The 25,165-nt window shown below is 59.5% G+C and carries 19 protein-coding genes and 1 pseudogene; 10 read left to right on the top strand and 10 right to left on the bottom strand.

Features of this window, described 5'->3' with window-relative positions; all coding sequences use genetic code 11:
- Together AC2YI2_RS32660 and AC2YI2_RS32665 are read right to left on the bottom strand one after the other, a co-directional pair.
- A pseudogene (locus AC2YI2_RS32660) lies at positions 1-715 on the bottom strand (site-specific integrase); the annotation flags it as partial.
- Positions 630-983, bottom strand: coding sequence for a hypothetical protein (locus tag AC2YI2_RS32665; protein WP_487390704.1), 354 nt, complete (start codon positions 981-983; stop codon positions 630-632). The pseudogene AC2YI2_RS32660 and the gene AC2YI2_RS32665, both read right to left, overlap by 86 nt.
- An 877-nt stretch (positions 984-1,860) precedes the next feature.
- Between AC2YI2_RS32665 and AC2YI2_RS32670 the strand changes: the two genes are divergently transcribed.
- Positions 1,861-3,360 (top strand): winged helix-turn-helix domain-containing tetratricopeptide repeat protein, encoded by a 1,500-nt coding sequence (locus AC2YI2_RS32670; protein ID WP_487390705.1) that lies wholly within the window; start codon positions 1,861-1,863, stop codon positions 3,358-3,360.
- 9 nt (positions 3,361-3,369) lie between these two features.
- Here AC2YI2_RS32670 and AC2YI2_RS32675 read toward each other — a convergent pair whose 3' ends face one another.
- From AC2YI2_RS32675 to AC2YI2_RS32700, 6 genes are all read right to left on the bottom strand, one after another.
- A complete protein-coding gene (locus tag AC2YI2_RS32675; RefSeq protein WP_487390706.1) occupies positions 3,370-3,789 on the bottom strand; it encodes a hypothetical protein in 420 nt (139 codons plus the stop codon).
- A 29-nt stretch (positions 3,790-3,818) separates the two neighbouring features.
- Complete coding sequence (locus tag AC2YI2_RS32680) at positions 3,819-6,938, bottom strand: efflux RND transporter permease subunit (RefSeq protein ID WP_487390707.1); 3,120 nt, start codon at positions 6,936-6,938, stop codon at positions 3,819-3,821.
- Positions 6,935-8,566 (bottom strand): FAD-dependent monooxygenase, encoded by a 1,632-nt coding sequence (locus tag AC2YI2_RS32685; RefSeq protein ID WP_487390708.1) that lies wholly within the window; start codon positions 8,564-8,566, stop codon positions 6,935-6,937. The genes AC2YI2_RS32680 and AC2YI2_RS32685 overlap by 4 nt, the downstream gene beginning before the upstream one ends.
- Positions 8,563-9,690: an efflux RND transporter periplasmic adaptor subunit gene (locus AC2YI2_RS32690; protein WP_487390709.1), complete on the bottom strand. Its 1,128-nt coding sequence runs from the start codon at positions 9,688-9,690 to the stop codon at positions 8,563-8,565. Before AC2YI2_RS32690 ends, AC2YI2_RS32685 begins: the two co-directional genes overlap by 4 nt.
- 561 nt (positions 9,691-10,251) lie before the next feature.
- The gene (locus AC2YI2_RS32695; protein WP_487390710.1) at positions 10,252-10,884 is read right to left on the bottom strand and encodes a TetR/AcrR family transcriptional regulator; all 633 of its coding nucleotides are present in this window, start codon (positions 10,882-10,884) and stop codon (positions 10,252-10,254) included.
- Positions 10,881-12,329 carry an amidase gene (locus AC2YI2_RS32700; protein ID WP_487390711.1) on the bottom strand — a complete coding sequence of 483 codons (1,449 nt, stop codon included), beginning with the start codon at positions 12,327-12,329 and terminating at the stop codon, positions 10,881-10,883. The genes AC2YI2_RS32695 and AC2YI2_RS32700 overlap by 4 nt, the downstream gene beginning before the upstream one ends.
- A 202-nt stretch (positions 12,330-12,531) precedes the next feature.
- Between AC2YI2_RS32700 and AC2YI2_RS32705 the strand changes: the two genes are divergently transcribed.
- Genes AC2YI2_RS32705 through AC2YI2_RS32725 form a run of 5 tightly spaced genes read left to right on the top strand, consistent with a single transcriptional unit; the run spans position 12,532 to position 17,191 of the window.
- A complete protein-coding gene (locus AC2YI2_RS32705; protein WP_487390748.1) occupies positions 12,532-13,851 on the top strand; it encodes an ABC transporter substrate-binding protein in 1,320 nt (439 codons plus the stop codon).
- Positions 13,852-13,865: 14 nt separating this feature from the next.
- Positions 13,866-14,657, top strand: a complete 792-nt coding sequence (locus tag AC2YI2_RS32710; RefSeq protein ID WP_487390712.1) for an ABC transporter ATP-binding protein — start codon at positions 13,866-13,868, stop codon at positions 14,655-14,657.
- Complete coding sequence (locus AC2YI2_RS32715) at positions 14,644-15,351, top strand: ABC transporter ATP-binding protein (RefSeq protein ID WP_487390713.1); 708 nt, start codon at positions 14,644-14,646, stop codon at positions 15,349-15,351. The genes AC2YI2_RS32710 and AC2YI2_RS32715 overlap by 14 nt, the downstream gene beginning before the upstream one ends.
- Positions 15,348-16,220: a branched-chain amino acid ABC transporter permease gene (locus AC2YI2_RS32720; protein WP_487390714.1), complete on the top strand. Its 873-nt coding sequence runs from the start codon at positions 15,348-15,350 to the stop codon at positions 16,218-16,220. Before AC2YI2_RS32715 ends, AC2YI2_RS32720 begins: the two co-directional genes overlap by 4 nt.
- Positions 16,217-17,191, top strand: a complete 975-nt coding sequence (locus tag AC2YI2_RS32725; RefSeq protein WP_487390715.1) for a branched-chain amino acid ABC transporter permease — start codon at positions 16,217-16,219, stop codon at positions 17,189-17,191. Before AC2YI2_RS32720 ends, AC2YI2_RS32725 begins: the two co-directional genes overlap by 4 nt.
- A 291-nt stretch (positions 17,192-17,482) precedes the next feature.
- Here the strand turns inward: AC2YI2_RS32725 and AC2YI2_RS32730 are convergent, their stop codons facing one another.
- Entirely contained in the window at positions 17,483-18,169 is a 687-nt protein-coding gene (locus tag AC2YI2_RS32730; RefSeq protein ID WP_487390716.1) for a response regulator transcription factor, read from the bottom strand.
- 129 nt (positions 18,170-18,298) lie between these two features.
- Positions 18,299-21,034, bottom strand: a complete 2,736-nt coding sequence (locus tag AC2YI2_RS32735; RefSeq protein ID WP_487390717.1) for an ATP-binding protein — start codon at positions 21,032-21,034, stop codon at positions 18,299-18,301.
- A gap of 103 nt (positions 21,035-21,137) precedes the next feature.
- Here AC2YI2_RS32735 and AC2YI2_RS32740 point away from each other — a divergent pair, with 103 nt between their 5' ends.
- The 4 genes from AC2YI2_RS32740 to AC2YI2_RS32755 all read left to right on the top strand — a co-directional run bounded on the left by AC2YI2_RS32740 (position 21,138) and on the right by AC2YI2_RS32755 (position 24,973).
- The gene (locus tag AC2YI2_RS32740; protein ID WP_487390718.1) at positions 21,138-22,412 is read left to right on the top strand and encodes an MFS transporter; all 1,275 of its coding nucleotides are present in this window, start codon (positions 21,138-21,140) and stop codon (positions 22,410-22,412) included.
- Between the two features lie 135 nt (positions 22,413-22,547).
- Positions 22,548-23,834, top strand: a complete 1,287-nt coding sequence (locus AC2YI2_RS32745) for an epoxide hydrolase family protein (RefSeq protein WP_487390719.1) — start codon at positions 22,548-22,550, stop codon at positions 23,832-23,834.
- A 29-nt stretch (positions 23,835-23,863) separates the two neighbouring features.
- Positions 23,864-24,274 (top strand): cupin domain-containing protein, encoded by a 411-nt coding sequence (locus AC2YI2_RS32750; protein WP_487390749.1) that lies wholly within the window; start codon positions 23,864-23,866, stop codon positions 24,272-24,274.
- Positions 24,275-24,322: 48 nt separating this feature from the next.
- Entirely contained in the window at positions 24,323-24,973 is a 651-nt protein-coding gene (locus tag AC2YI2_RS32755; RefSeq protein WP_487390720.1) for a VOC family protein, read from the top strand.
- Positions 24,974-25,165: the final 192 nt, after the last annotated feature.

Below are 25,165 nucleotides of genomic sequence, written 5' to 3' on the forward strand. Positions count from 1 at the left end.
TGTGAAGGGCTTGGACTGCGCCATGCATGGGTACGGCATCGCCGTGTTTGCCCTTGCCGTGAACCTGAAGTCGAGCGTCCTGCTTGAACAGCGGCAGCGACCGTGTCTCTCGAAATCGCAGGATGTCGCGCCACGAGAGGTTCTTCGCCTCGGTCGGGCGCAGGCCGGAATTCGCCATAAGCTCGATATAAGCATGGAGCCGGACACGATCGGAACGAACCCGGTCGGTCAGCGTGCTTTGCGACCAAACACGACCGTCCTTGGCCTTGATCAGCCGCACCGATTGCTGTGGCTGATACATTCGCTCCTCGCTTTTGTTGAGAAGCCGCTCATATTCTTCGGGCGAGAAACCAGGACGACGATTGTCCGGCTTCTTGCGGACTTTCACGGCGGGCATAACGATCGGCTTGCAATAGCCCCATTTCGCGGCACGGTCGAAAATCTCGCGGATGATGACCATCTCGCCCTTGATCGTGCTGAGAGCGGCCGGCTTGCGCGGCGCAGGTCGCGTGAAAATCCGGCCGTCTTCCCGCTCGTATCGAATTTCGGCGATCTCTGTACCCGGCCCCGTGGTCCAGTAGGTCTTACGCCATTCGAGATATCGCTCGATATCAGTCGTCGTGATGGTCTCAATACCACGGTTGCCAAAGTACCCGACGGGAAACCGTCGTAACCGCCGGCCAGTAAATGGGATGATACTTGCTGCGCTCGTCACGCTCAGCCTGTGCGTCGACCATTTCGATGAATTCTTCAGCCACCTCCGAAAAGGCGTGACTGTCGAGGGAAAGGCCCTGCTTCACCCTAAAACTCTGTTCGTGCCATATCTCGTAGGCGCGTTGCATCGCCTGGTCATAGTCTGCAGTGCCGAGCGTCTTCTTGTATTGCCGACCGCCGAACGAATATCGCATCGACCAATTCCGCGTGCCCTCTCGCTGAAAAAGCTGGAAGGGTGTCGTCTTCTTCTGGCTCGGATCATGCAGCATAACGTGGGGCGTCCTTCGAGTTGCTATGGTCCCGCAACTGCGCTGGTACTGCGCTAGATGCGCATCCCAGCCCCAACAGCCTACATTGAAAACATTGAGAAATTCCCAAGCGCAAGCGCGACTGGGCTAGGACTGAGCTAGCTTATTTTCTGCGCTAGAGAAAACAAGCAAAGACTGATAAATCAATGAAATCAGCTAGTTCGGTGGCGCACCCGACATCCGCCACACCTAACGCGAAACCTTACTAAACATCTGATTTTAATAACTAATATTTTTTGGGCCCGACGCAGAACCGTAGCAAAAACCGTAGCAAAAACATCAGGGACGTTCGTTTTTTTGAAATTCACAGTCCTCCTACGATTGCGAAATCCGGACCTTCAGCTAAAATCATCGTATGACTTGGAAAGCTATCATTTTAATGTTCTTTCTCCTTGGTGTTCTGGCATTCGGCCTTGAACACCCTTGGGTGGTGGCTGGATTCTCCGCCGGCACCATTGCCTGTATGTTCTTGCTCGCGTTCCACCCGCGCCGCAGTTGAATGGTTGCTGCTGGCGGAGTCTACTCCCCGCCCCCGATAAGATCTCGCCAAACGTCGTGAGCCAAGTTTCGCCGCATGTAGGGGTTTCTCCGCTCGGGCGGACGGCAGATGTGGGGCCGTGAACGGACTGTCCGCTGCTAGGGCACGCAACACGAAAACGGACATTTGGTTAGGCCTCAAATTGGTTGGTCAAGCGTTCGCATTTTTCCTTTGTTTGGATCAAAATTCCATCGGTCCGCAATCTCGACGTTGATGTGAAACGCATGCGTGGCAATCCATCGGCTTGTTGGACGGGACGGCGGATTCATGAGAACATTGCTTGTGCGAAGTGGAGGGATGATGGCGGAATCAACCCCTTATCAGACCTTTCGATTTGGCGGGTTCTCGCTCGACCTCGCCCGAGGGATGCTGCTGCGCGGCGACGAGGCCCTGTTTCTGCGCCCCAAGGCTTACGGCATCCTCACCCATCTCGCCCGCAATATGGGCCGCGTCGTGCCCAAAGGCGAACTCTTCGACACTGTCTGGCCCGGCGTCTTCGTCACTGAGGATTCGCTCACCCAGTCGGTACGCGAGATCCGCAGACTTATCGGCGAGGATCTGGTTCGCACGGTGCCGAAGCGTGGCTACATGCTGGCGGTCGGCAACGAGGTGGTGCCCGAGGTCGGCAGCCAGCCGATCGTCGCGGTCTTGCGATTCCGCAACGAGGGCGAAACGGCCGGCATGATGCTGGTCGATGGCTTTGCCGAAGACATCATCAACGGCATCGCGGCCTTCGGTCACGTCACCGTGCTCGCGCGCAATTCCAGCTTCTCTTTCATGTCTTTCGAGCGGTCGGAATGGCCGCAGATCCGCGCGAAGACCGGCGCCGACTATATCGTAGAGGGCGCCGTCCGCCGGCAGGGCGAGGACATTACCGCCACGATCAATCTCGTCGATGCCGCTAATTCCGTCCAGCTCTGGGGTCATCGCTATCAGGCGAGCGGCTCAGGCATGTTCGTCATCGGCCAGGATATTGTCGAGGACATTGTCGGCCGACTGGTGGTGCGCGTTTCGACCGCGGGCCTCGAACAGGCGATGCGCAAGCCGGTGCCGAACCTAGCGGCGCACGAGCTGATCCTTCGTGGTACCGCGCTGCTGCGCGACCCGGCGCAGACCGATATCGAGACGGCCCGTGTGCTGTTCGAGGAAGCCGTCGCCAAGGATCCCGACAGTGGGCTGGCCCATATCTATCTCGGGTTGACGCATGCGCTGGTCGACGAATTCGGCGGGGCGAGTGCCACCGTGCTCGCCGAGGCACGCGATATCGTCAACAAGGGCATAGCGCTTGCGCCGCATCTTGCGACCGGCCATCGGGTCCGTTCGCTGCTCCGACTCTATATGCGCGAGCACGAGGCCGCGGAACACAGCGCCCGCACAGCGCTCGAATTCAACCGTTACGATCCGGAATGTATCGGCCAGATGGGCAATATTCTCGTCATGCGCGGCCGCCCGATCGATGCGATGGAATGGCTGGCGCGGGCGATCCGCATCGATCCGATCTATCCTCACTGGTACCAGTTCGACCGCTCGATGGCGCTCTATATGCTCGGCGAATATCGTCAGGCCGCAGAGGCGCTGGAGCTTGCCACGCGTCCGACTCCATGGATCCGCACCCGGCTTGCGGCCTGCTATGCGCAGGCGGGCGACATGGTTGCGGCGCGGCGGAATATCGATCTGATAAAGAGGGACTATCCCGGGTTCTCTCCCCTCGATTATGCGAGAAGCGGCGTGCCCTTTGAGCACGCAGCTGACGGCGAGCATCTCGCCGAAGGCGTTGCGGCGGCCTTTGGCGAGCACTGAGCGTCGATCCTATCTAAATGCCCGGCTGGCCTCTGCCGTCGCGGCCGGCGTGGCCAGCACGGCGAGATGTGCTGCCGCGAACAGCCAATGAGCTATCGTCGTGACATAGCCGACCGTCAGCATGTCGCTTACGATGAAGAACTGCCAGAACATCAGGTTGCAGGTGCCGAGCAGCAGGTGAATGGCCAGCAGCATCAGGTGCCAGCGGCGACCGTAGCCGGCCGCCAGGATCGTCGCGGCGATGATGAAGGCGAGACCATGGGCCTCCATCATGCCGATGCCCGCGCCGGGCGCCTGGTTGAGCAGCGCCGCCCCCGGCCCCGTTCCGAAGAACGAGCCCCTGACGTCGGTGACGAAGCCGCCGAGCGAGGCGACGACGAGAAAGACGGCGTTGGCATAGACGAGCAGTTTTCCGATTTGGGATGTCATTGTCATTTCCTTTGTATTGAGCCGGGATTTCAGGCGAAGGCGAATTCGGGTTGATCAGGCAGTCCGGTCGACGTGTCGGCGGGGGAATGAGGCGCCGCGGCTTGAGGCGCCTTGATGCGAAACCAGGTAACGTAGAGCGTGGGCAGGAAGAACAGCGTCAGCGCTGTCGCCACGATGAGGCCGCCCATGACCGCATAGGCCATCGGACCCCAGAACACTGTCGGCGCGATCGGGATCATGCCGAGGATGGCGGCGGCTGCGGTCAGCAGGATCGGCCGCAGGCGGTGTTCGGTGGCGCTGATCACAGCCTCCCAGGGTGCCTCGCCGGCGTCGATATACTGATCGATCTGCGCGATCAGGATCACCGAGTTGCGGATCACCATGCCGGCCAGCGACATGACGCCCAGGATCGCGACGAAGCCCATCGGCGAGCCCGAAAGGAGCAGCGCGCCCGCGACACCGATCAGGGCCAACGGGGCCGTCATCAGCACCAGGAACACGCGCTGGAAACTCCTGAGCTGGACCATCAGGATCGACACCATGAGGAACAGCATCAGCGGCAGAACCACGAAGATCGAGGCCTGTGCCTTGGCGCTGTCTTCCATCACGCCGCCTAGTTCGACGCTGTAGCGGGCGGGCAGGCTGGCGCGGAAGTCCGCGAGCTGCTTGCCCATCGCCTTGACCACGGCGGTTGCCTCGACACCCGGCGCCACGTCAGCCTGGACCGTGATGGTCGGCAGGCGGTCGCGTCTCCAGATCAGCGGTGCCTCGGTCGAGTAGGACAGCGTCGCGACCTGGTCGAGCGGCACGCGCTGTCCGCTCGACGTGGAGACGGTCAGCATGCGCAGCGTTTCCATCTTGGCCCGTTCCTCGGGGACCGCCCGCGCCACGACATCGATCAGATAGGTGTCGTCGCGCATCTGGGTGATCTTGGAGCCCGACAGGATCGCGTTGATCGTGTCCGACAGGCCCTGCGAGCTGATGCCGAGCGCCCGGGCGCGATCCTGGTCGACCTCGACCTTGATCACCTTGGACGGCTCGTTCCAGTCGTAGTTGATGTTGCGGATCCTGCTATCGCTGCCGAGCAGTTGCGCGAATTTCTGGGCGATGTCACGGGTCTGGTCTGCGTCGGGACCGCTGATGCGGAATTTTAGCGGCCAGCCGACCGGCGGACCCATTTCGAGCGGCGTGACGCGGGTCATGACATCGTCGAAACCCGTGGCCATCGCCGTTTCCAGCCGCTTGATCACGCCTTCGCGGACATGCGCACCCTTGGTTACGACCACGGCTTGGGCGAAATAGTCGTTCGAAAGCTGGGTGTCGAGCGGCAGGTAGAAGCGCACCGCGCCCTGGCCGACGTAGAAGCTCCAGTGATCGATGTCAGGGTCCGTCTTCAGGATCTCCTCAACGCGGGCCACGGCCTGCTCGGTCGCCTTGATGGAGGCGGAGCGGGGCAGCGTCAGGTCGAGCATCACCTCGGGGCGGTCGGACTTGGGGAAGAACTGCTGCTGCACCATGCCCATGCCGACAATGGCGAGAGCAAAGAGACCAGCCGTCGCGCCCAACACCACCCACCGAGCCCGCATCGCGAGATCGAGCGAGGCACGGAAGACACGCGAGAACCAGTTGCCGCCATGACCGCCGTGGCCGCCATGCTTCTTCAGGCTGTCGGGCAGGATCATCACGCCGGTCAGCGGGGTGAAAAGCACGGCCACGATCCAGGAGACGACGAGGGCGATGCCGACCACCGCGAACAGTGAGAAACAATATTCACCCGCGCCACTCTTAGCAAAGCCGACCGGCACGAAGCCCGCGATGGTGACCAGCGTGCCGGTCAGCATCGGGAAGGCGGTAGACGTATAGGCGTAGGTCGCGGCGGTGATCTTGTCGCAGCCTTCCTCCATCTTCGAGATCATCATTTCGACCGCGATCATGGCGTCATCGACCAAGAGACCGAGCGCAATGATCAGCGCGCCGAGCGAGATGCGCTGCAGCGAGATGCCGAAATAATCCATGGCCGTGAAGGTGATGGCCAGAACCAGCGGAATGGCGATCGCCACCACGATGCCCGGCCGCCAGCCCAGCGCGAGAAAACTCACGCCCAGCACGATGGCGATGGCTTCGCCGAGGCTCTTGGTGAACTCGCCGACGGATTCCTCGACGACATGCGACTGGTCCGCGACGATCTTGAGGTCGACGCCCAGCGGTAGTTCGCGTGTCAGTTCGCCGACCTTTTCCTTAACATGCTCGCCGAGCGCCAGCGCATCGCCGCCGGATGTCATCGAGATCGCGATGCCGATCGCGGGTACGCCGTTGACGCGGAACATCGGCTGCGGCGGGTCGGAATAGGTGCGCTTCACCTCGGCAACGTCGCCCAGGCTGAAGTAATGGCCGTTGGCATAGAGGTTGATCGCCTTGAGGCTGTCCTCCGAGGTGAATTCGCCGGTAACGCGGATCGCGATGCGCTCCGGGCCGCTATCGACGGTGCCGCTTGGCGTCAGCGCGTTCTGCGTCTGCAGGACCTGCGTCAGGGAGGCAGAGTCCAGGCCCAGTGCCGCCAGCTTGTGGGTCGAGAATTCGAGATAGATCTTCTCGTCCTGCTGGCCGATCAGGTCGACCTTGGCGACATCGGACACTTCGAGGAATTCGGCACGCAGGCTGCTTGCCAGGTCCTTGAGCTCGCGATGGCTGTAGCCGTCAGAGGTCAGCGCATAGATGAACGAATAGGTATCGCCGAACTCGTCATTGTAGAACGGACCCTGGATACCCGAGGGCAATTGCGTCTTGATGTCGTTGATCTTCTTGCGCACCTGGTACCAGAGCGGCTGCACCGCATCGCCTGCCACCGTGTCCTCGAGATTGACGAAGACGACAGATTCGCCGGGCTTGGTGTAGCTCTTGACGAAGGAGAGGTTCGGCAGCTCCTCGAGCTTCTTCTCGATACGGTCGGTGACCTGCTTGACCGTATCGGCCGTGGTCGCGCCGGGCCACATGGTCTTGATCACCATGGTCTTGATCGTGAAGGCCGGGTCTTCCTCCCGGCCGAGGTTGCGATAGGCAAAGATGCCGGCCAGAGCGGCTGCGATCATCATGTAGATGACCAGGCTCCGGTGGCGGAGTGCCCAGTCGGAGAGGTTGAAGCTTGTCATGGCAATGCTCCGGACTTTTCCTTGATTGCGTGCTGGTAGCCGAGGCGGCTCAGCCGGTCGGCGAGAAGGGCGCTGGTTTCGTTGAGCGAGGCCTTGGTCTTGGCTTCGCGCGGCTTGATGGCGAGCGCGTCGAGATAGGTCTCGAAGGCGCCGGCGTCCTGATGCGGCAAAGCGAGTGCGACATGCCCGTCCGGACGAACGAGATAGGCCGCGTCACGCACCAGGCCGGCATTGCCGGCTTCCGGGCTCCAGGCGAAGACATGGATCGGCACGCCCGATGGCGCGAGGCCTAGCCGGAAGGCCGGATCGGCATCGCCATAGACATGGACTTGCCAGTCGAGCGACGTGAGCGGCAGGAAATTGTCGCCGGACTTCATCGCCACATAGGGCAAGCGGTCCCCGCCCTTGAGCTTGCCGGCCCGGCCCCCGCTGATCGGGCCTTCGCGATACTGGATGCCGATCTGGGAGATCATACGGAAGAAGAACGTCGATCCTAACGACGAGCCGATGAACGTCGCCATCATGTGTGGCATCACATAGCGGCGCCACAGCCCGACGAGTTTCGAACGGCTTGCGACCACCCGGAACACCTGGTCGGTGCTCCTTATCAGTGTCTGGGCAAACGCGATCCGCTCAGGTTCGTAGGAATCGAGCAGACGGCTGTTCCCACGGCCCTGCAGCACGGCCGCGAGCTTCCAGGCGAGGTTGACCGCGTCCCCCATGCCGGTGTTCATGCCCTGGCCGCCGGCCGGGCTGTGGATGTGCCCCGCGTCCCCGGCAAGGAAGGCACGGCCGACGCGGAAGCGAGCGGCGACGCGATGGTGGATGCGGTAGGTGGAGAACCACTTGACCGTCTCGACATGGATGCCGGTGTCGCGCTCAATCTCGCTGCGGATCGCCTCGAACGTGATCGTCTCGTCGCGTTCGTGCTCCTGCGGCACCACGCCGATCAGGCGCAGCGTACCGGACTGGCGCACGGGCATGACGATGGCGAAGCCGTAGCGGCCGACCGTCGTATCCATGCCGTTTTTCGTATAGGCGCCATGGCCCTCGACATCGGCGACATAGAAGACCTGCTCATAGGCGCCGCCCCGAAAGTCGACGCCGATGCCGTGACGGACAGCGCTATGCGCGCCGTCGCAGCCGACGACATAGGCGGCGCGGATCGTCTCCTCGCGGCCATTGCCTGATAGTGTCGCCGTGACGCGGGTCGCGTCCTGGGAGAAAGACGCGAGCTCGATGCCGCGCTCGACTGTTGCGCCCGATGTCTCGAGCGCATCGATCATCACCTTCTCGTGCACGTCCTGCGGAAGCGCGAAGGCGAAGGAATAGGGGCTGAGCCCCCTGCCGAAATCGGCGAGCTTAAGAGTCGCGCGGATCTTGCCCGGGGTACGGATCGTCAGCCGCTCCACCTTGACGCCGGCGTCGATGATCTCGTCGACGATGCCGATCTGGCGATGGAACTCGAGCGTCCGTGCCTGCACCGCGAGCGCCCGCGATGTCTCGCCGGGCTTCAGGCGCCGGTCGATGAGGCGGAACGAAACGCCGAGCCGGTTCAGCCAGAGGGCGAGCGTCAGGCCGGTCGGGCCGGCGCCGACGATGAGGACGTCTGTATCGTACGCGTTCATTCGGAAACTCCTTCCTGGAGGCGGACCTTCTGCCTGTCATGCAGGCGGTTGACGCCGGCGGTGACGACGATGTCACCCTTGTTGAGACCTCTGCCGATCACCACGCGGTCGATCTCGTAGCGGACGACCGTCACTGGCTTCAGCGACACTTCGGCATTCTTGCCCACGACCCAGACCGCCGGCTCGCCGCCCTTGTCGAACAGCGCGCCGCCCGGCAGGACCACGACCGGTTCCGCCTTGCGATCAAGGCGCCCGGCCACGCTCGCGCCGAAACGCATTTCGGCGGGCGGGTTGTCGAGACCGACCTTGATCTGGAAGGTGCGGGTGACGGCGTCCGCCACCGGCGAAATCTCGCGCACCCGGCCCGAGACCTTGATGGCGGGGTTGCTGAGCAGCGCCACCGATACCGGCGGGATTTGACCTTCCGGGCTGTTGGCGAAGACGGATTCGGCGATCGAGAAGACGGCATCGAGCGCCTTGGGATCGGCGACACGGACCACCATCTGCCCGATATTGACGAGCTGACCGTTCTCGGCACCGGTTGCGGTGACGATGCCGTCGAAATCCGCCCGGAGCTCGGTATAACCGAGCTGGTCCTTCGCCATCTGGAGAGCAATCTTGGCCGATTCGAGCTTCGCTTCGGCGGAGCGCAGGGCCTTGACCGACGCTTCGTAATTGACCGCCGACGTATAGCGCTTCTTGAACAGGCCGCCCTGCCGCTTCTCGTTTGCGGCGGCCTCGACGAGAACCGCTTCGGCGGTTGCGACTTCCGTCTTGGCGTTGCGAACCTTGTTGCGGTAGTCCTCGTCCTCGATGACAGCCAGCAAGTCGCCCTTCTTGACCATCGCGCCGGTGTTGACCAGCCGCTTGACGATCTTACCCGAGAGCCGGAAGCCGAGATCGCTCTCGCGCTGCGGCCGCACTTCGCCGATCGCAGCCCTCACGTCGTCGATCTCAGTCGGCTCGACCTTCAAGGCCCGAACGAGGCTGGCTTCCGCCTTTGCGACCACCTCTTTCGGCGCGACGCTCTCGCCATTGGCGTGGTGCCAGGCCGAAACGGCTAGGCCCGCCAGGGTGAGCGAGATGACGCCAACCAGTCGCCTCTTCTTGATGCTGAGTGGCATTGCACGAACTCCCGCATGATCGGCAAACGGAGCCCCTGCGCCGAAAGCCTCTCAGCCTCGCGTTGCAACGCCCTGCATGCCTGTTGTCGATGCGATCTTATCGCCCAAGGCGACATCGGAAATCCCGATCCGCTACCGATAAAATTCCGATAAATCTCTTATTCTGGCAGCCGGATTTCCGCGATCATTCGTCGGTGGAACAACACACCGACATTTAGTTTGCTGCCGCAGGCGCAAATCCGCGCGATGGGTAGACGGATCGCCCCTTCAGTCATCGATATCCACCGGATCCCGAATGAGCCTTGACCGCTGGCGGCGCAAACAGCCCCACCGCATTGTCCGCTTTTGAGCCGCCGCTTGATCGGACTCTATGACCGCGATGAGAGCGCGAAGCTGACGTGACTTCCGCAGTTGGCCCTAAGCGGTCATCAAGCGCCAGGGTTTCGCTCGATGTTATTCTAACGTTGTCGCTGAATGCGTGAGGTGAAGTCCAGTGTGCAGTGGTCCACGATTTAATCGGCTGTGCGACCCGTGTAGCGGCCGGAATGAATCCGGTCAGCTTCACTGGCTTCGAGGCTTCCTGCTCGCGACATTTTGCGCCGATTCAACAAGATTATCCAACGTTGTCAGAAGCTGCGCTTTATCGCGCGTCGCGAGCCATTGATTGAACAGTCCTACGAGGCCGGTGTAAATCAGGTTAGCCAGCGTCGTAATGTCCTTCTTGCTCAATGAACCCGCATCGCTCGCGGTGCTCAGAATATCGATGTAAAGTGCGAGGAATTCCCGGTCCTTATCCTTTGCCAAAGGAGCAGCGTCCGGATGCCGCAAAAGATAAAGGGTCATCTCCTGCAGAGCGAGTTGCTCATCGGGATTCTTTTCGATCTCGCCCCAAATGAAATGGGCGAGATCATGTATCCGGTCACGAAGCTTCTGTTCGCCGGCAAAATGATCGGCCAGCGCGATCCGATAATTTGCGATCAACTTTTCCATGGCAAGGAAGAATATCCCTTCCTTGTCATTGAAGTGGTAATGCAAAGTCGCGAGGTTCAGTCCCGCCGCCTCGGCAATTTTCCGGGTTGTCGCCCGATACAGGCCTTCGGAGATCATCACTTTCAACGCGGCCTCAATTATGAGTTCGCGCTTGCCATCGCTATTGGGCCGCAAAATGCTCTTTTGTTTCAATACACTCTTCATGATTCTATCATGCCCGACAGCTTTGAAGGATCAAGCCCCCGAGGGTCGATCGGAATCATCTTTCCGATTCTTTGTTCCATGACTGCCGCGGCGGACAGGCACCGCTCCTCGCGGAACCAGCTTGATACGATCTGCACACCCGAAGGCGCTCCGTTCACGAAGCCCGCGGGCACGGAAATGGCAGGAACGGAAAGACCGGCAATGGCGGCAAGCGGCCGGTAGGCTTTTGCAATGCGTCCGAGTGTCTGCGGCCCCTCTAGGTCGTAGTCCAGCGGAAACACCGGCTGAAATGACGTCGCCATAAGGGCAATCGGATAGATGCTGAACAGCTCCGCCCATTTGCGCTGGATTGTCAGTCGACGCTGCCATGCCTGGTGGAATTCCATCGGCGTCAACTCACGAAAATTGGCAGCTGTGTTGAGAAATGAGGTCTTGAATGTTTCGCCGCCAAGCGCAAACAATGTCTCCCGAACGGGACCCGTGGCTTCCGCGTACAGCATCGACATCCACAATTCGGCGATTTCGGCGAGGTCTGGCAACACCACCTCCTCGACAGCATATCCCGCATCTTCAAGCCAAGAGGCCGCCTTGCGAGTCAAGTCGACGATCTCAGAATGAACATCGTCATGAGGAAGGCCCGTATAAAGTGCGACGCGGCAGGGCAGATTGTCGTCGGGGCGGCCCGGTGGCAGGGGTGCCATTGTCGGATCGCGATAGTCGGGAACCTCCAGGACCTTGAGACCAATCCGCAAGTCGAACACCGAGCGGCCCATGACACCCTCGGTTGCTCCCGCTTGCAGGCAAAGGGATTTTTCACCAACCTGAGACGGATTATAGCTTGGTAGCCGACCGACTGTCGGTTTTAGCCCGTAAATGCCGCAGGCGCTGGCGGGCAGGCGAAGTGAACCTGCAACATCGTTGCCATGTGTCAATGTGCCAATGCCTACGGCTGCTGCGGCGGCCCCGCCGCCCGTCGAGCCGCCCGGCGATAGTTTGGAATCCCAAGGGTTATATGTCGTTCCATGCAGATCATTCGACGTGAACCAGCGGTAGGAGAATGCCGGAACATTGGTACGTCCGACAAAGATCGCGCCGGCCCGGCGCAAATTGGCCACCGACGAACTGTCTTCGACAGCCACGGCATCTTTGAGGGCGACAAGGCCATTCGTGGTGGCGCGACCTGCCGTGTCGACGTTCATCTTGGTGGTCACAGGTACGCCATGAAGCAGCCCGGCAGCCTCGCCCCGCGCCAGCGCCGCATCTGCTGCCTCCGCTGCCGCCAAGGCTTCTTCCTCCATCTCGTCGACAATTGCATTGATCGCGGGATTGACGGCAGTCAGACGCTCAAGCGAGGCAGTGACTGCCTCCCGGCTCGATATCTTGCCGGAACGGATTGCAGTCGCGACGGTTGCTGCATCCCATGTCCAGATCTCCGTCTCCCGCATTGTTTACTCCTCCATGCGCACCGGTCTTGCGAAGCTGCGATTGTCGCTGATTCCGAATTTCTCGGCTGGCTGCTGAATTCAGCTGTTGAGATCACCGCTTGACTCATCTCTATTCCAATCATATGATTTGGTCAATTGATTAGATCATTGATCATCAATTTCGCTTGGTTCTTGGGAGGAAAACATGAAGCCAATCAACGGCATGAATCCGGCTACCGCCTTTGGCATATCGCGTCGTGGTCTACTCAAGACCTCAGCAGCGGCTGCGGGCGCCGCGGCCTTCAGCCTTCACTTTCCCGCCGCTCATGCTTCGGGCTCCTCGACCATAAAAATCGGCTTTGTGGCCGCCATTTCTGGCCCTGGCGCGCTTTTCGGAGCGGCGACAGACTTTGTGAAGTCTCAGCTCGAGAAAGTGTTTGGGGGCGGCCTCGATATCGGCGGCAAGCAGTACTCCGTCGAAATCATCGTCCGCGACAGCCAAAGTTCGGTCAATGTCGCCGCTCAGGCGGCCATCGAGTTGATGACGCGCGAGAAGGTCGATCTGATCGTCGCGACCGAGGCTCTAGCGGCGGTAGCGGGCGGCAAAATGGCCGCCATCAACCGCACACCGATGATTTCGACGCTCTTTCCTTCCGATGCGATGGTCGGTTTGCGTGGCGGGCCGGATGTCTACAGCAATAATGGCAAGCCCTGGACCTATCATTTCCTGTTCGACACCGCAGATATCGCGAACGCCTATACGGGCATGTGGAAGCCCGTGCGCAGCAAGCTGGACGATGTCGTTGGCACGTTCTATGTCGATCAGCCGGCAGCGCAGGGTTTTGCAAATCCGGACCATGGCTTGCCTGCCTTTCTGAAACAGGCGGGCTACACGAATGTCGAAGGCGGCATGTTCAAGATCGAAACCGATGATTTTTCAAATCAGGTTTCCACGTTCAAGAATGCCAAGGCACAAATTCTCACCGGCTTCATGTTTCCCAACCATTTTGCCGCTTTCTGGCGCAGCGCCGCACAAAGCGATTATGAGCCCGAGATCGCCACGATTGCGGCTGCGTTCCTGTTTCCCGGTGGCGTCGATGCGCTGGGCGACCGGGGAGATGGCGTTTCTACGGAAATTTGGTGGTCGCCAAAACTTCCCTACAAATCCACATTGACCGGGCAGACGGCCAAGGCTCTTGCCGATGAGTGGGAATCTGAAAAGGGCGAGCAGTGGACGCCGACACTGGGCTATACCCATGCTATTTGGGAGCTTGCCGTTGCGGCGCTCAAAGCGTCCGGCGATCCAAAGGACAAGGAAGCGCTTCGCGCAGCTGTAGGAACTCTCAATCTCGAGACGGTTGTCGGCAAGGTCGATTTCACGTCAAGCCAGGTTCCGGGGATTGCCAAGACTCCACTGGTTGCGGGTCAATGGCGAAAAGCCAAGGCCGGCAAATACAAGTACGACCTCGTCGTGACCTATAAAGGCTCAGACTCGCCGTTCGAAGTCGAAGACGACTTCAAACTGCTTTCCGAACTGGCCTAAGGGGCGTTTGTCCAGTGCAGGGCGCGGCGCAAGGCCGCGTCCTGCCCTTTGTATCGTCTGCTTTGCGGGAGAGGAAAACCTCCATGCTGGATGTAGATGGCGCTTCCAAGCGCTATGGCTCGAAGACCGTCGTAGACAAGGTCAGTTTCTCGATCGAACGCGGAGAATGCCTTGGCGTGATTGGCCCCAACGGAGCGGGCAAGACGACGCTGTTCAATATTCTGGACGGCTCCGCCTCGATGGATTCCGGAACGATACATCTCGACGGGACGGATATTTCCAGGCTGGCTCAGCACAAGCGGGCGCGCCTTGGCATGGGCCGGGCCTATCAGGTGCCCAGAACCTTCGTGGGACTCTCGGTATTTGAAAACGTCCTAACCGGACTTTTCCATGGCCCGAGGCTCAAAGGAACCAACGCCACGAAGACGGCAACGGAAATTCTGGAAACGGTTGGTCTGGCAGCGAAGACCAACCTGACTGCAGGCACGCTACCACTGCTTGATCGCAAACGCCTGGAGCTCGCCAAGGCAATGAGCATTGGCAGCAAGATATTGTTGCTTGACGAAATCGCCGGAGGGCTGACCGAGCAGGAAGTCTTCCAGTTGATCGACGTTGTCCGTCGGCTGAAAGTCGATCATGCGATTGTCTGGATCGAACATATCGCCCATGCCCTGATGGCGGTTTCCGACCGGATCATGGTCTTGAACTTCGGGGAGAAGCTCGCCGAGGGCGCGCCCGCGACCGTGATGGCCTCCGCAATCGTACAAGAAATATATTTGGGAATATCGGTCGATGACGCTGCTTGACCTGGAAAACGTGGACGTCTTCCACCGCGATCTTCAGGCGGTTTTTGGCGTATCACTCACGGTCGCCGAGGGCGAGGCAATCGCGATCATCGGTGCCAACGGGGCTGGCAAGTCAACATTGCTGCGGGCGATCATCGGGTTAACGCCAAGCCGCAACGGTCAGATCACCTTTGCCGGCGAAAACATCACCCGGCTCCACTGCAGCGTCATTTCGAGACGAGGGATAGCCATAGTGCCCGAAGGTCGCCGACTGTTTTCCTCGCTGACGGTCGAGGAGAACCTGCTGCTGGCTATGTCGAGGGCGCGCAAAGGTCCTTGGACCCTTCAGTCCGTTTACGATCTTTTCCCGGCCATGGGCGAGTTTCGCCGCCACAAGGCATCCGACATCTCCGGAGGCCAACAGCAGATGGTCGCGGTTTCCAGGGCGCTTCTGACCAATCCGCGCCTGTTGCTTTGCGATGAGCTGTCCCTTGGGCTCGCACCCAAGGTCATATCCGACATCTATGCCTGCTTCGCCAAAATCAGAGCCAGCGGCGTGTCAATTGTCCTCGTTGAACAGGATACAGTCAGGGCGCGCTCGGCCTCCGATAGGCTCTACTGTCTGCTCAAAGGAAAAGTCACTCTGGAAGGCAAATCCAGCAGCGTCGGGCATGACGAAATCCGCGATGCCTATTTCGGAGGAAGCCACGCATGAATTTCACCACTGCAATTATTAACGGCCTGATGGTCGGCGGTCTCTACGGCCTCTTTGGCCTCGGGCTGGCCTTTGCATTCGGCATCATGCGGATCGTCAACATCGCCCACGGCGAATCCATCGTGCTTGGCGCTTATCTCGGCGCATCGCTGTTGGCGCTGACGCCGCTTCCCCTGTTTGTCGTCGTCATTCTCGTTGGTCTCATCAGCTTTGCCGCGGGTTGGCTGATGCAGACGGCACTACTCAACCGCTTGGTCGGCCCAAATCCAGTGCCGGCCATGGTCACGACCATGGGGCTTTCAATCATCATCCGCAATATGCTGGTCGAGGTGTATGGTGCCGATATCCGCTCGATCGACGTTGGCGCTTTGCAGAACCAGGGCGTGAGCATTCTGGGCGTGTCCATCGGCATTCTGCCGATCATCATCTTTTGCATCTCCATCATCCTTTTTGCGCTGATGCACATCATGATGACGCGTACGACCATGGGCCGCGCGTTCAGGGCGGCTGCGGACGACTACGAAATTCTTGAGACACTCGGATACAATCGTCAGCGGATATACAGCGTCGCCATGGGGCTGGCCGTCACGCTTTCCGCAATCGCCGGGTTGATGCTGGCAATGCGCAGCTCGTTCTCGCCTTATAGTGGTGTTGAACGTCTGTTGATTTCGTTTGAGATCGTGATCATCGGCGGACTGGGTTCGCTGCGTGGAAGTTTCTTGGCCGGTCTGTTTCTCGGGGTCGTTCAGCTGGTCGGATTGCAGATCAATCCGAATTCCGGCCCGCTCTTCAGCCATCTCGCCTTTTTCGTAATATTGCTGGCCAAACAGGCGGAATTGCCGTTGCTTTTGTCAAGGAGACATTCATGAGCGGTTTGCCGAGCTCCAAGCTGCCGGATGGGCTTTTTGCAGCCGTTCCGGCAATTGTCCTGACATTGGCAATGGCCGCTGCCACCCTCGTCTTTCCTATGGATCGTCGCCTCGCAATGGAGATATTCCTGGTCTTCGCGATGGCGCAGGGCTGGAATCTGCTCTGTGGTTACACGGGTCTGCTGTCATTCGGCCATCAGGCCTTCGTTGGTATTGGTGCCTACAGTCTCTTCATGGCGGTCAACATGCTCGGCGTGTCGCCGTATCTTGCGCTTCTTTTCAGCGCAGGCGTTTCGGCTGGTGTCGCGATTGTCATAGCGCTGTTGCTGCAGGGCTCGCGCGATGCGTATTTCTCGATCGGCATCTGGGTTTTGGCGGATTGCCTGCGGCTAGTTTTCGGCCAATGGGAATGGGTCGGCTCCGCCCGCGGCATCGTGCTCGATACAACCAACATCGATGTCGAAAGTTTCGCGGACCTCGTGTTCTGGATGGCGCTCGCACTGGCGGTCCTGGCGCAATTGGGAATATTCGCGCTGCTGAAAACAAGAGCAGGTCTCGGATTGATGGCAATCCGTGATAACGAGTCAGCTGCCGCAAGCGTGGGTATTGCTGCCAAAGCGACGAAACTCGGCGGATTCGTAATTTCCGCTGTCATCTGCGGGATCGCGGGAGCGATCTACTATCTCTCGGTGCTTTACGTCGATCCGGTCGGTGCGTTCGATCTCGACTGGCAGATCAAGGTCCTGTTCATCGTCATCGTCGGCGGCGTCGGCACATTGGAGGGTCCGATTATTGGGACACTGCTCTACTTCGGCCTGCGCGAAATGTTCCAAGATTCCGGCGACTGGTTCCTCATCCTTCAAGGTATCATCGCGATTGTTGTGATGCTTCTGGCTCCGCAGGGAATTTGGGGGATCATTCAATCGCGCACAGGATGGCAGCTGTACCCGACACGCAGGATTGCAGGCTAAGCGCGGTCAGATGAAAAGCCCATAATGCGGTCGGGTGCATCTGGCCGCTTTTTGCGCATCAGCGACGTGAGGTGCTGACGCAAACCCGTATCGGGATCGTCGAGCTTTGATGATTATGTCTGCTTTTGGGAAGGCTGTCCGGCGGGATGATCGGCTGACTTGAAGGCGCGAAGCGGTCATTCGGTTATCTTCGGTTTCAGCAATGAGCGCCATTGCTAAAGTCAGCGATGCCCGCTGGGAACCTACGACCCGCGATTAGGGCAACGCTTGCAAACTCCAACCCTCGGTGGTCTAGGCGAAGGCGGCCGATCGTCCAGCTGATGGCAAGCAAAGCTTCACCGCCATCCCAACCAAATCGAGCAGTGAGCGAGCATCCATCTTCCGCATTACCTGGCCGCGATGAGCCTTCACCGTTATCTCGCTGATGCCGAGTTCAAATGCTACCTGCTTGTTCAGGAGGCCGGTAATCACCAACCCCATCACCTGCTGTTCGCGGCGACTGAGGGAAACGTAGCGCAATTGAAGGCGCCGACACTCTCGCTCTTGCTCCAGGGCTGTCTTGCTTCGTTCAATCGCTTGTTCAACTGCCGCAAGCAAAACCTTGTCGCTGTAGGGCTTGGTGAGAAACTCGACAGCGCCTGCCTTCATTGCCTCGACTGCAGTCCGAACGTCGTCCTGGCTAGATATGAAGACTACCGGCATCTTATCTCCGTCAGCGGACAGGTATCGTTGTAGATCAAGTCCGGTGCAGTCGGGCAGGCTTTGATCGAGAACCAAGCAGCTCGGCACTGGCCGTTTTGGGCAGGACATGAAGGCTTGGCCACATGAGTGCGTTTCCGCCAACCAGCCAACTGAACCGAACAGCAGCCCGAGCGATTCAAGTATTGACATGTCGTCATCGACCACAAATACGACCGGAAGGTCTTCGGTGATCGCAGTGATCGGAGATGCGTCGAATGAATTCAGAATCCTAAACATCGGTTTCGCCCTCCTGGCAATCTTGCGATTCTTGCTTCAAGCAAGCTCGAGCAGGAGAATACACCTGCCGAGTTGGCGCAGCTTCTGTCAGATGACCGGTGCAATGACCTATTTATGACTACGCAAGAACTAAATTGCCTGCGTGTTTGACGAAATCGCGTCACGCAGCTCAGCTCTCGCGGTAATGCCGAGCTTTGGAAAAATGCGATGAAGGTGAAATCCAATGGTTCGATGAGAAAGGTAGAGCCGGCCGGCGATCTCCTTGTTTGTCAATCCGGTTGCCGCCAATTGTGCGATCTGTAACTCTTGAGGGGTGAGAAGGGTGGAAATGTTATCCGGACGATGGCTGCTCGTCTCGCCAGCCGCCCTGAGTTCTTGGCGCGCCCGATCGCCCCAAGACCCCGCGCCGAGGGCGTCAAAGATGTCTCGGGCAATGCGTAGTGGTGAACGGGCATCGGCGGGCCGGCGATGACGGCGCTGTCGTGCGCCATGTGCCAGGAGCAGGCGCCCGCGAAGGAAGGGCCAAGGTTTCATGTCAAGGCGCAGCGCATCTTCGAAGGACGAGTCCGCGCTGGCAGAGTCGGAAAGTGCTGCTCTTCCGTATTTTGTGCATGCAAGAACCCAGGGCACAGGCTGCCCCAATGTCTGCTCTTCAATCTGCTCAAGTAGCCTTCGCGCCATCTCGCGGCGACCAGTGCCGATCGCGGCATCGACAAGATCCATGGTCGCGTAGTACTGAACACTCGTGTTGTAGGCGGGATCCGCGGTATCGAATATCCGTTGCAGGTGATCCAGTGCTTCGGCGTGTCGGCCGAGACTAACCGCCGCTGAGCCGCGTGCAAGCTGGAGCATAGCAAGTAGAAAACTGGCCGCAAGTGGAAGACTAATTCGCTCCGCCAGTGCAGCGTGGCTTTCGAAGGCAGCAACATCCCCGCGCATCCCTGCCACTCTCGCCTTGACGATCGTCCCGGCGGCGACCCAGTGCTGTCCCCCGGTTTCCTGCGAAAGACGAGCACATTCCTCAGCAGCTTGCAATGCTCCATTCCAGTCACCGACCTCGACCTGCGCCCAGGACTGAGCAAATAGGACGCGGGCGAGATCGCCTAGGCGCCCCTGTTCACGAAGGACAGCGCTGGCTCGAACAAGGAAAGCAACTCCGATGTCAAACGCGCCTATGACGTTGGCTGCGCTGCCCAGGATCCGGGTGATTGCGGGATCCAATTCGCTTTGAGCCGCAAAGTCGCTCAATTGCCTTAGTACGGTTTGACCATGCGCCAATGGCGCCGTGTAAGCATAGATCGCAGTGATTTGCGGGCTGTTTTCGAGCGGTGCTATTCCGTCGGCGGCAATCTTAATTTCCTGCCGCGCCCCTTTGCTGGCATTGCCCCACCAGCACCTTTGGGACGCGCGCCAAAGCAAGTTCACGGCCAGTTCGGTTTCACCAGCCTCCTGCGCCTGTGCGGCCGAGGCAACCAGGGCCGCGACCCGCCCAGGGTCACTCACCATCCCCGGCTGGCTCATTTCGCGAATCCAAGTAATACGTGCCCGAGCTACCCGATTTTTCGGATCGCGATCAGCATCAACGAGCAGCCGCTCCATCACATCTGCTTGTCCGAGTTCTACAGCAAGTTCGGCTGCGCGCATTAGCCGAGGAGCTCGAGTGTCGGTTGATCGGCTTAGTCTTGCCGCGCCCTCAAGTGCGGCCAGGGCCATCGCGACACCGCCACGTCGTTTCGCGCGTATAGCCGCCTTATCCAACTCGGCCGCAAGCGTTTCGTCGGGTCCGACAATCGACGCTGCATGATGCCATACCGCACGGTCTTCATTGTTTCGAGTAGCCGTCGCCAATGCACGATGCACCACTTGGAAAGTTGCAGGGTCGAGCGACTGACGGATCGCCGAGCGGACCAGAGGATGCCTGAATTGAATGTTGTCGCCTTCGATCCCGATCAGATTGTTGGCCACAGCAGGAGCCAAATCCGACACCCCGAACTCCTGGTTGAGAAGTTCGCCGGCGGCGCTCAGCACCTCCTGTAGCGACGTGCTATCATTTTCGGCGGCGGCGACGAGCGCCATTCGAGCGGCAACGGGAAGTTCCGACACCCTGTCCAAGAACGCACGTTCGAGCCGACCTGAAAGGTGTAGCGATTTGTCCTCACTTCTCGGCCCTAACTCACCACCGCGTGGTAGTTCGATCAATGCAAGCGGATTACCTGCCGCCTCTTGTATCACACGCTTGCGAAGGGAAATGGAGGCATTTGGAGAGAAGGCAGCGAGTATAGCCCGAGCGGCTTCATCATCGACACCCCGCAAAGCCACACGCAAAACGTTTCCATTCCCAAACGACTTTGTCGAGTCGTCGCGAAACGCGGTGATCAGGACTATGGGATCAGCCTGTATTCGGCGAGCCACGAATGCGAGCACATCAAATGTCGGCTGGTCTAGCCAATGGGCGTCATCAATCAACAATACCGTGGGTGTGTTTGAGGCACCTTCGGCAAGAAGCGTGAGTGTCGCCAAAGCGATAAGGAACAAGTCCGGGTTCGCAACCTCGGTTACGACGCCAAACGCTGTGAGCAGCGCCGAGCGCTGAGGCGGCGGCAGAAGTCCTGCATGGTGCAGGCTAGGCCGCAATAACTGGTGGAGACCAGCAAAAGGCATCCGCTCTTCTGCGGACGCTCCGGATGCCCTTAGCACGTTGAACCCCCGCAGCAAGGCGCGCTCCGCCAGCTCGGATAGGAGTGCCGATTTTCCCAGTCCAGGTTCACCTTGAATCCGCACGACCGCACCACCGTCCTGGATGGTTCCGAGCAGACGATCGATCATTTCGATTTCATCGTTGCGTCCCACGAAAAGCCGAGCCATCGCCCCCTCCGACGTAGTTGAAACATCTGTAGCATGATATGGTCGAGTTCGACATGAGCCGTCGAAGCTGGCGCGCTGGTCGATCCCTAGGACAGTGGCCGAAATGAACCGCCACGAACATTCGCAAGATCTGGCGCCAAGCTCAAACAAGGTGTTCTGGGCGACATGGGCAGGATGGATGTTGGACGGCTTCGACGCCTCCCTTTATGCCTACGTACTGGTGTTTGCGCTGACTGAATTGCTTCCCGCCAGCGACATTCCGGCGAGTCAAGGCAATATCGGCCTCTTCGGGGGCATCCTCTTTTCGATCTTCATGATCGGATGGGCGGCTTCCATGTTTTGGGGCTGGGCCGCGGATCGATATGGCCGAGTTCCCGTAATGTGCTGGACCGTGCTCATTTACTCAGTTTTCACGGCAGCGAGCGGGCTAGCGACTGGCGTCGTGATGTTTGCAGTCTTCCGTTTTTTGACCGGTTTCGGCATAGGTGGAGAGTGGGCGGCAGGTACGCCACTGCTACAAGAGTCCGTTCCAGAACATAAGCGCGTACGTCTGGCAGGTTGGCTCCACACTGCCATTCCCACCGGGTTCATTTTCGCGGCTATTGTTGTTCTGATCGCAGGCCACATGCTTGGCTGGCGCGGTGTATTCCTGGTTGGAATCTTGCCGGCATTGCTCATTCTCTACATTCGCCACGCGTTCCCGAATTCGAGGCGCCCCGAACGCCGCCCCAATGCCAAGAACCCCTTCTGGGAATTGTTTGCGCGAGGTCGGGCTGGGACGACCTGGCCGGCCGCACTAATGCTCAGTTGCGCCATATTTGGTCTATGGTCATCAAATTTCTGGGCACCGACCATTGTGATGATCAAGATGGCGGCGATTGGTGTCACGCCAGCCCATAGCTTTCAAATTGGGGCGCTGGCGGGCATTGTCACAAACATCGGGACCTTCGCCGCTTGTCTGCTTATGCCGTGGATCACAACAATGCTCGGGAGCCGACGCCGAACCGGTATCATATTCTTCTTGGGATCAGCTATATCAGTCGTAGCGTGTTATTCTCTGGCAATCGCATACTTCGACGACATAACTTTGTTCTATTGCCTGCTGCCCTTGCTCGGCTTCTTCACGAACGGCATATTCAGCCTGTTTTCTATCTGGCTGCCCGAAATGTTCCCTTCAGAAATGCGCGGTTCGGGCTCTGCTTTTGCATTTAGCTTTGGTCGCCTGTTCGGAGCGGCCGGACCGCTGACAATCGGAATGCTCGCACTTGCGACCGGGGGGTTGCCGATAGCCATCTCCATCTTGGCAGGAATTTATATCGTTGGGATTCCGTTCATCCTCATCTCGCCTGAAACGGCCGGGCGACCCTTGCCCGCATGAATTCAATCTAACAGCTCCGGCAGTTTGACATCGATACCAAGGTATCGCCGACACCATCGTGCAATAGAATTGTTTTGCCCGACAGCCGATTTGTCCTCTCGTGCCCCAACGATGGTGGCGACAGAGGAGATTGTCATGGCATCATCAACATCCGTCTCGCCAATCATGCATGAACCTCTCTTCGCCGTTGCCGCAGCGGGAGTAGGAGGTGTGCTGCCCGGCTCATTGCGCGCAGCGACGGTTGCCAGTCACTCAGTCCGTCCGTTCGCAGTCCATATCCCGGAAGCAGACATTGCCGAGCTCCGCCAGCGTATCACAGCGACTCGTTGGCCCGATCGTGAGACGGTCGAGGACCGGTCGCAGGGCATTCAGCACGCCAGTCTACAGGAGATCGCTCACTACTGGGGCACCGAATATGACTGGCGGAGTGCAGAAGCGAAGCTGAATGCTCTCCCGCAGTTCATCACCGAGATTGAAGGGCTCGATATCCATTTCATCCACGTTCGGTCGAGGCATCCCAACGCGCTGCCGCTGATCATGACGCATGGCTGGCCGGGGTCCGTATTCGAACTGCTCAAGACCGTGGGTCCTCTCACGGACCCGACGGCATTCGGCGGAAGCGCAGAGGATGCTTTCGATTTGGTTCTCCCCTCTATGCCGGGCTACGGATTCTCCGGAAAGCCGAAAGGCAACGGCTGGAACCCCGATCGCATCGCCTACGCCTGGGCTGAACTCATGCTGCGTCTGGGCTATTCGCGCTATGTCGCCCAGGGTGGCGATTGGGGTTCGCCCATCTCCAGCGCGATGGCGCGGCATTCGGCGAAGGGCTTGCTCGGTATTCACATCAACCTGCCGGCGACGATACCTTCCGATGTTGCTGCGGCCCTCATGGGCGGTGGTCCCGCACCCGCCGATCTCACCGAAAAAGAACGTGCCGCGTTTATTTCGCTCGACACTTTCTACAAGAAATACCGGGCCTATGCAGCGGTCATGGGAACCCGGCCCCAGACGATCGGCTATTCGCTGACCGACTCGCCGGTCGGGATTGCCGCCTGGATGTTCGACTACAACAACTGCGAGCCCGAACGCCTGCTCACGAAAGACGAGATGCTGGACAACGTCACGCTTCACTGGCTGGCGGGAAGCGCGGCATCTTCGGCGCGGCTCTATTGGGAGACCATGGGGCAGAGCGTCCTGCTCGCGGCAGCGCAAAAGACAGCGGAGATCTCGTTGCCGGTGGCCATATCGGTGTTTCCGGAGGAGGTCTATCGCGCACCAGAAACGTGGGCACGACGCGCCTACAGTAACCTCATCTATTTCAACGAGGCAGTTCGCGGCGGACATTTCGCCGCCTGGGAGGAGCCCGAGCTTTTCTCAGCCGAATTGCGCTCGGCCTTCAGATCGCTCCGGACACCAATTTGATCGACCGCGACACCAACAGGAGACACAATATGAAAATCCTTCCCATCCTATCCGCAACATTGCTTATCGTCGGCAGCAGCCTGGCGCTGCACGCTGCTCAACAGCCAAGCGTGAAGCGCACCGATCTCATCAGGCACGATCTCGTAGCCCCGGGACGCGAAGTCATACAGGTGCGGGTCGATTTCCCCGAGGGCGTCGCGTTTCCCCCGCACAGCCATCCCGGCGAAGAGATCGCTTATGTGATCGAGGGTGTGCTCGAATATCGAATTGCCGGCGAGCCCCCCGTCATTCTCAAGGCCGGTGAATCCCTGTTCATCCCCGCCGGCGCAGTTCATACGGCACGAAATGCCGGCGACGGTAACGCGGCGGAACTCGCTACCTACGTCGTCGAGAAGGGAAAGCCGCTGCTCATGCTGGATGAGAAAGCGCCGATCGACTGAACGAACCGAGCGACTGATTGCAGCCACCCAACGCAAAAGGAGACCATCATGAATCAGATTGTCATTGAAAAGAACGCAGTGGCGTCCGCCAGGACGATCGACATGAAACTGGAGGTCATCGTGATCCCGGTTTCGGATGTCGAACGCGCAAAGCGCTTCTACAGCAGCCTGGGCTGGCGACTCGATGGCGACTTCGCTGTCAGCGACGTTTTCCGCGGTGTACAATTCACGCCACCCGGGTCGGCCGCCTCGTTTCATTTCGGCAAGGGCGTGACGACGGCGACGCCGGGCTCCGCCCGCGGAATGTATCTCGTCGTATCGGACATTGCAGCGGCTCGCGCCGAACTGGTCGGTCGGGGCGTCGCGGTCAGTGAACTATTCCACCGCGCCGGCCCGGGAAAGCCGACCGTCAGCGGTCCGCATCCGGATGGCAACAGCTATTCCACCTTCGCGACCTTCAACGATCCTGACGGCAATGAATGGCTGTTGCAGGAGGTCACCACCCGGTTCCCCGGGCGGCTCGACGCCAACACGACGAGCTTCGGCTCCGTGTCTGATCTCGCGAGCGCATTCCGTCGCGCCTCTGAAGCTCACGGCGAGCACGAGGCGAGAGCGGGCGGCCAGCGCGACGAAAACTGGCCGGAATGGTACGCCGCATACATGGTGGCTGAGCAAGCGGGCAAACCCCTGCCACTCTAGCCGCTCGGTGGGCATTGATTGCTGTTGACAGGTGATGATGCCATCCCGGCGGAGGCAACCTCGCCTCGGCGGTTGATGTACTGGGCAGAACTCATCTCATTGGAGCTTCCCGCTCTTCCATGCTGCCGCAGCATACCCGCAGGCAGCCGCGCTTTCGGCTGCCCTGTTCTGCCCGGTGGCCGAGCCGGCCGA

This window comes from Rhizobium sp. SRI_017 (assembly GCF_057586295.1).

Bases quoted from the DNA above. Each gene is read 5' to 3' on its own strand.
- AC2YI2_RS32665 (WP_487390704.1), bottom strand. From the start codon at position 983: ATGCTGCATGATCCGAGCCAGAAGAAGACGACACCCTTCCAGCTTTTT.
- AC2YI2_RS32670 (WP_487390705.1), top strand. From the start codon at position 1,861: ATGGCGGAATCAACCCCTTATCAGACCTTTCGATTTGGCGGGTTCTCG.
- AC2YI2_RS32675 (WP_487390706.1), bottom strand. From the start codon at position 3,789: ATGACATCCCAAATCGGAAAACTGCTCGTCTATGCCAACGCCGTCTTT.
- AC2YI2_RS32680 (WP_487390707.1), bottom strand. From the start codon at position 6,938: ATGACAAGCTTCAACCTCTCCGACTGGGCACTCCGCCACCGGAGCCTG.
- AC2YI2_RS32685 (WP_487390708.1), bottom strand. From the start codon at position 8,566: ATGAACGCGTACGATACAGACGTCCTCATCGTCGGCGCCGGCCCGACC.
- AC2YI2_RS32690 (WP_487390709.1), bottom strand. From the start codon at position 9,690: ATGCCACTCAGCATCAAGAAGAGGCGACTGGTTGGCGTCATCTCGCTC.
- AC2YI2_RS32695 (WP_487390710.1), bottom strand. From the start codon at position 10,884: ATGAAGAGTGTATTGAAACAAAAGAGCATTTTGCGGCCCAATAGCGAT.
- AC2YI2_RS32700 (WP_487390711.1), bottom strand. From the start codon at position 12,329: ATGCGGGAGACGGAGATCTGGACATGGGATGCAGCAACCGTCGCGACT.
- AC2YI2_RS32705 (WP_487390748.1), top strand. From the start codon at position 12,532: ATGAATCCGGCTACCGCCTTTGGCATATCGCGTCGTGGTCTACTCAAG.
- AC2YI2_RS32715 (WP_487390713.1), top strand. From the start codon at position 14,644: ATGACGCTGCTTGACCTGGAAAACGTGGACGTCTTCCACCGCGATCTT.
- AC2YI2_RS32720 (WP_487390714.1), top strand. From the start codon at position 15,348: ATGAATTTCACCACTGCAATTATTAACGGCCTGATGGTCGGCGGTCTC.
- AC2YI2_RS32725 (WP_487390715.1), top strand. From the start codon at position 16,217: ATGAGCGGTTTGCCGAGCTCCAAGCTGCCGGATGGGCTTTTTGCAGCC.
- AC2YI2_RS32730 (WP_487390716.1), bottom strand. From the start codon at position 18,169: ATGTTTAGGATTCTGAATTCATTCGACGCATCTCCGATCACTGCGATC.
- AC2YI2_RS32735 (WP_487390717.1), bottom strand. From the start codon at position 21,034: ATGGCTCGGCTTTTCGTGGGACGCAACGATGAAATCGAAATGATCGAT.
- AC2YI2_RS32740 (WP_487390718.1), top strand. From the start codon at position 21,138: ATGAACCGCCACGAACATTCGCAAGATCTGGCGCCAAGCTCAAACAAG.
- AC2YI2_RS32745 (WP_487390719.1), top strand. From the start codon at position 22,548: ATGGCATCATCAACATCCGTCTCGCCAATCATGCATGAACCTCTCTTC.
- AC2YI2_RS32750 (WP_487390749.1), top strand. From the start codon at position 23,864: ATGAAAATCCTTCCCATCCTATCCGCAACATTGCTTATCGTCGGCAGC.
- AC2YI2_RS32755 (WP_487390720.1), top strand. From the start codon at position 24,323: ATGAATCAGATTGTCATTGAAAAGAACGCAGTGGCGTCCGCCAGGACG.